Source organism: Oligoflexus sp. (assembly GCF_035638955.1).
Taxonomy (GTDB): domain Bacteria; phylum Bdellovibrionota_B; class Oligoflexia; order Oligoflexales; family Oligoflexaceae; genus Oligoflexus.
The window spans coordinates 1-4,837 of record NZ_DASQYZ010000457.1 but is presented as its reverse complement, the minus strand read 5'-3'; the positions used below and the strand labels follow the sequence as shown (position 1 = coordinate 4,837).

Below are 4,837 nucleotides of genomic sequence, written 5' to 3'. Positions count from 1 at the left end.
GCGGAAGCTGTCGCGCGTACACCGAACCGCTGGCGACGAGGTATCAGGAAATGGCAGTATCATACTGCGGTATATCTCAATCCAGAGAGTGAGCTTAGGAAAGCTGTTCTGGCTTAGCGACATCTTTCTTGACATTCACCGCGGACCTGGCGGTCGGAAATCGTGGAATGCGCACGTTTACGGGGCTGATGCGGTCGCAGGCGTAATCAACGTCATTCTGAAGAAATCCATCTCCGGCTCGGAAGTCAGCACACAGGCCAACATCTCGCAGGAGGCAGGCGGCAACTCGCTGAAGGCCAGCGCGGTCACAGGATTTAACGTCCTGGACACGGAAGTGACTTTGGCCGTGGGTGGGGGCAAGACCGATCGCATTCTGTGGCGCGATCGTAAGACGCTCTGGCGCGAGGCCAGGCCTTACGATTTAGTCTCAGGGGGGTCTCCTGACGGAACATATTCCTGGGGCCTCTTGAATCCCAATCGTCCTACGGTGAATACGGGAGAGTACGTCTATCGTCCCAGCCCGAATTGCCCGGTCGAAAATCAAGTGACTTACCCGAACGATACCAGTAATACGCTCTGCCGTGGGGATGCGCGCAAGGCCAGCAGGTTAGAGCTTATGCCCGAGAAAACCGAGCGCTTTTTTACTGTGAATCTTGAAAGAAGTTTTGGTTCGCTCCAGTCATCGACCACACTTTTGGCGTCTCAGGTGGATACATCCAGTTATCCTGCCAATCGCACTGTCGTCGGCAACCAGCGCGGCGGTGGCTACAATATTCGCTTTGGTGATGCTCCTGACGATCTGAAGCAGCAGGCCAGGACTTTGGGTTTGAATTACACAGATGACCAAATGATCAAGATCAATGCAGCGAATGTTATCCCCAGGATCAGGGGTAATACTGAAACTCAGGATACCTCGCTGGGTGCCATGACCAGCCTCACGGGTGAAATCAGCGAGGACTGGGAGTGGACACTGGAAGCGTCCCATTTCGCAACCAAGAGGGTCAGGACTTACCATAAGGCGCCTGATAACCTTGCCTTTATTCAAAACCTGTTCCCAGTTGACGTTGACGACGCTCCCAGGATCAATATTTTCAAAGATGACCTTTCACCCATCAACGGCTTTTTCGCAGACCTCCACGGTGAGGAGGCCAACATCGTCACAGGAGGAACAGCCTACGTCACGGGGAGTCTATTCCCGCTCGGAGGCGGAAACGCACGGATTGCGACAGGCGTTTCCACATCTCACGAGAAGTACATCCTGCGCGCCGATCCCAAGGATTCCAGTTTCCTTAGCGATTATCCAGAAACGGCTGACATTGCCAAGGCTCGTTACCTCGGAAGCTATTCGAGTGATGGCAAGGGTGACCGCGATGTGAATTCAGTTTTTGCCGAACTTGACCTGCCGTTTCTGGAAAACGTGGATTTGGCCCTGACTGGGCGCTTCGATAACTATTCTGATTTTGGAGATACCCTGAACTACGGTTCCAGCATCGTCGTGGCTCCCATAGACGGTCTTAAGCTTCGCGGCAACGTGGGGACTGGTTTCAAAGCCCCCAGCCTGGCCGAAATTTATAATCGCAACGGCGGTGGGTATCTCACCGTCATTGACAGGAAATACTGCGACAACCAGGTTCCAGCTGAAAATCCTTGTGGTCAGAACGCAACATCTTACAGCACGTATGTGAGTAGGCCTGGAAACCAGGATCTCCAGGAAGAAACATCGCTGGCTTATAATCTTGGTTTTATTGCAGAGCCTTTCGAATTTCTGGACTTTTCGGTCGATTACTGGTCAGCTAACATCAACGATGTGATTGGCCAAGTGGAGCTCGACCGTCTGGTTGAAAAGGAGATAAACGGTGAGTCTCTCGGGTCTTCTGTCGTCAATCGCGACGTCAATGGCCGAATTTCCTCGATCGAACGCTCGTATGCCAACCTTGGCAGATTACGATCGCAAGGTTTCGACATCGTGTCCAACCTGCACTTCCGTGCCGGTGAATACAAATATGGCCTGACGAGCAGCTACTCCCGTGTTATCTCGCGTAAATCAAAAGACTCAGAATCGGATCCGGAAAAAGAGGAGGTTGGTGTCTACGGCGCTCCGCGCTATCGTCTCGGCAATTCCCTTTTCCTGGATACGGCGCGCCACAACGCAAGTCTGGACACGACGACCTATGGTCGCCAGGAAAGCTCAAGATTTGAGACTGATCCAAGCTTTGGCTACATTTCTCCCGAGACAATCTACAACGTCAGCTATGGATGGAAATATGCCGCAAGCGGCACTCTGAATTTCGGTGTTTACAACATTGAAAATCGCATCAGGACGGTGCACACGACAGATAAGACGACGGGCTCCGCGTCTTTTGATCGGGCAACGGCCGACGTGCGCGGCCGCCAGTATCAGATTGGGTTCAAGCAGTCCTTCTGACAAAAGCCCTGAGCCTCTGCCTCAAGCGGCCTGTTTGAGTTCGCTGCATTTCAGGGAGCAATACAGGCCGGATGGCAGGTCGATGATCATGACGAGCTGGTGTTGCGCAGGCCAGGAAACGTGGCGGACGACATGGAAGACCTTTCTCGGCAGCTTTGCAAGCAGAAGAAGTTCGTCATCTTTTCTCACAAGGGAGAGTAAATCTGAAATGGCTCGCATCCTGGATATTGGTAGAACTTCAGTACGCCGACTTTTTGAGAAGCAAATCCATTGTCAAATTTGGCTTACAGGACTCAAAAGATTTAAAGCCCATGCCCACTAATGGTTTCAGGTCGATCTGGTAGGATTTAGTCGTAATCCATACCACTGTCCAAATTGGATCTGGAGCAAACAAAAGAAGGCCGGAGCGAGAAAGGATTCTTGCAGCAGCACGCCGTCGCGAGATAGATGCAATCCTCGTCTGGAAGATCGACTACTGTCACTGAATCGCTCGATTTTACAACAGCCGGTGGAAAAGCGCTGGCGGGCATGCTCGCTGTATTCGCAGAATTTCGGGCTCTGTTGCGTTAGTGTTTTCTGATCACGCAACCAGCTAAAATCACTAATAGCGCCATACTTGCATACTCAATGGTTTCTTCAGGTTACATTTTATTGGAAAACAAACGCAACAGAACCAAATATTGCGCCACCCCGGATTTCCTTTAAGAGCACGGAATTCACGAGCTGAACGAGTCCGGCATGCGCCTTGCGGCGGTCGATAGGTAAAAGACGTCAACTGATCGTGGGTCTAAAAACACTGAAACGATATTTGGCGGACAGAATATTTTCCAAAACAGTCTGCTGCAGATTCCCTCCAGTGATCTGACGGTCGGCACGTTGGCAGGAACTCAGGAAATTTCAAGACACGGGCTGGACTGCTGACTTACGCTCTAAGGACCACCAACGCCATCGAAACTATTAACCGCCAACCGTATTCGACATACGCTTCTGGCAAGCTTTTGCCACGCCAGGCAGCAAGAGATCAATGATAATCTTGTCGATATTCTTATCCAGATTGTTGGCGGAAGCATGGAAGCCAGACTGAAAAGCCACAGTGGACTGGCGACGGGGTATTGCGCCTTTGTATTCGCTATGACTCTACCCATTCATTTGTTCCAGACCGATAGCAGCCAGGAAGCTGCGTAGAAAGGCAGACCCCGAATCATCCCTAGGGCCTGAATGCTGTGCAATTCACTCTATTCGTGAAATAAATCGTCAAGCAGGCCGTCGACAAGGTCGGTAATGCCCAAGTCCTTTGCGATCTTGTCACATTCGGCCTGCGACTTACCCTCAGTCATCTTCCCATTCACAATCGCAATGCAGCCGTTGGCCGGGGCCTTAATCGTTTCATTGCCAATCGTGACGCTTCCACCATTGCCAACGAATATAATCGGTTTCCCATCCGCAGACCGGGTCACGACTGCGCCTTCAACCCCATTCACAGATATACCACCGCTGCCAGCTTTTCCATCCTGACCGTCAGCACCTTGGACAACAACACTATTGTCAGTGATTACTGTCCCGCCGTTCGCACCGTCAGCCGCCACTCCGCGGTCCGAACTCCCGGCGCTCTTATCGGCATCCTTGCTTTTGTCTTCGAAACCAGCGGAGGCCCCATCCACGATCTGATCCTCTTCATCCTGCCCCCCCCGCGACGAGCGCGATGAGTTGGAATCACAGGCCACAAAAAGCAGACTCGACATGACTAGACTTAGGCTAATGATGTGTTTCATGAAAAATCCTCGATGTTAAGTGTTGTAGTATTCAAGCAAGGCCCGAACCAGCACCTCCCCTCAACGTTTCCAATCCATTACAAAAACCGCTTTGGTCACGGCTCCTAGGTCCTGGGGCAGCAATCCTCAGCCCTATTATCAACAAATCTTTTCGGAGCTATCAATCTCGCTCAGAATCTCTGAGGAACGGCACTCGTCTGGAATAAAAGGAGGCCTTTCGAAGAGCCTCATTATCTGAATCACTTGAAGAATGCCATGAAAGCGGATCCTTCATTTTTGCCCTTGGCACTTGGAGCAATTGTCTGCACACTTCCATTGGCGAACACATTCTGCACCTTTTTCATTTCCACGATTTGTAACTCGCCCTTGTTGCTGTACTGATAAACCGGAGTTGAAACCTCGACCATTTGAACTTCCTTGCCAGCTGCGTCTTTGGTTTTCTTCGCAACAGCAGTGATGTTCATCGTTTTCGCACCGGCACTCGTTGTAACGGTGCAGCTTCCTTTGGCGATACCCTGGATCGGGGTTCCGATTTTAACGTTGCTGATGGCTGCGGTATTGGCCGTTACATATGTAATCTTCGCACCTGCAGCCGGGGCCTTGGTGGACGCTTTGGATGGATCCACATACTTTATGGCGA

4 protein-coding genes are annotated in these 4,837 nt (G+C 51.4%); 2 read left to right on the top strand and 2 right to left on the bottom strand.

Annotated features, from left to right (window positions below):
* Together VE954_RS37520 and VE954_RS44585 are read left to right on the top strand one after the other, a co-directional pair.
* A partial coding sequence (locus tag VE954_RS37520; RefSeq protein WP_324962821.1) for a TonB-dependent receptor domain-containing protein occupies positions 1-2,425 on the top strand: 2,425 nt, incomplete at its 5' end.
* Positions 2,426-2,781: 356 nt separating this feature from the next.
* Positions 2,782-2,910, top strand: coding sequence for a recombinase family protein (locus tag VE954_RS44585; protein ID WP_414699065.1), 129 nt, complete (start codon positions 2,782-2,784; stop codon positions 2,908-2,910).
* A gap of 750 nt (positions 2,911-3,660) precedes the next feature.
* On the opposite strand, the gene VE954_RS37515 is transcribed toward VE954_RS44585, so the two are convergent.
* Positions 3,661-4,197: a hypothetical protein gene (locus tag VE954_RS37515; RefSeq protein WP_324962819.1), complete on the bottom strand. Its 537-nt coding sequence runs from the start codon at positions 4,195-4,197 to the stop codon at positions 3,661-3,663.
* A 239-nt stretch (positions 4,198-4,436) separates the two neighbouring features.
* On the bottom strand, positions 4,437-4,837 hold a 401-nt coding region (locus tag VE954_RS37510; RefSeq protein WP_324962817.1), incomplete at its 5' end, for a hypothetical protein.

Bases quoted from the DNA above. Each gene is read 5' to 3' on its own strand.
- VE954_RS37515 (WP_324962819.1), bottom strand. From the start codon at position 4,197: ATGAAACACATCATTAGCCTAAGTCTAGTCATGTCGAGTCTGCTTTTT.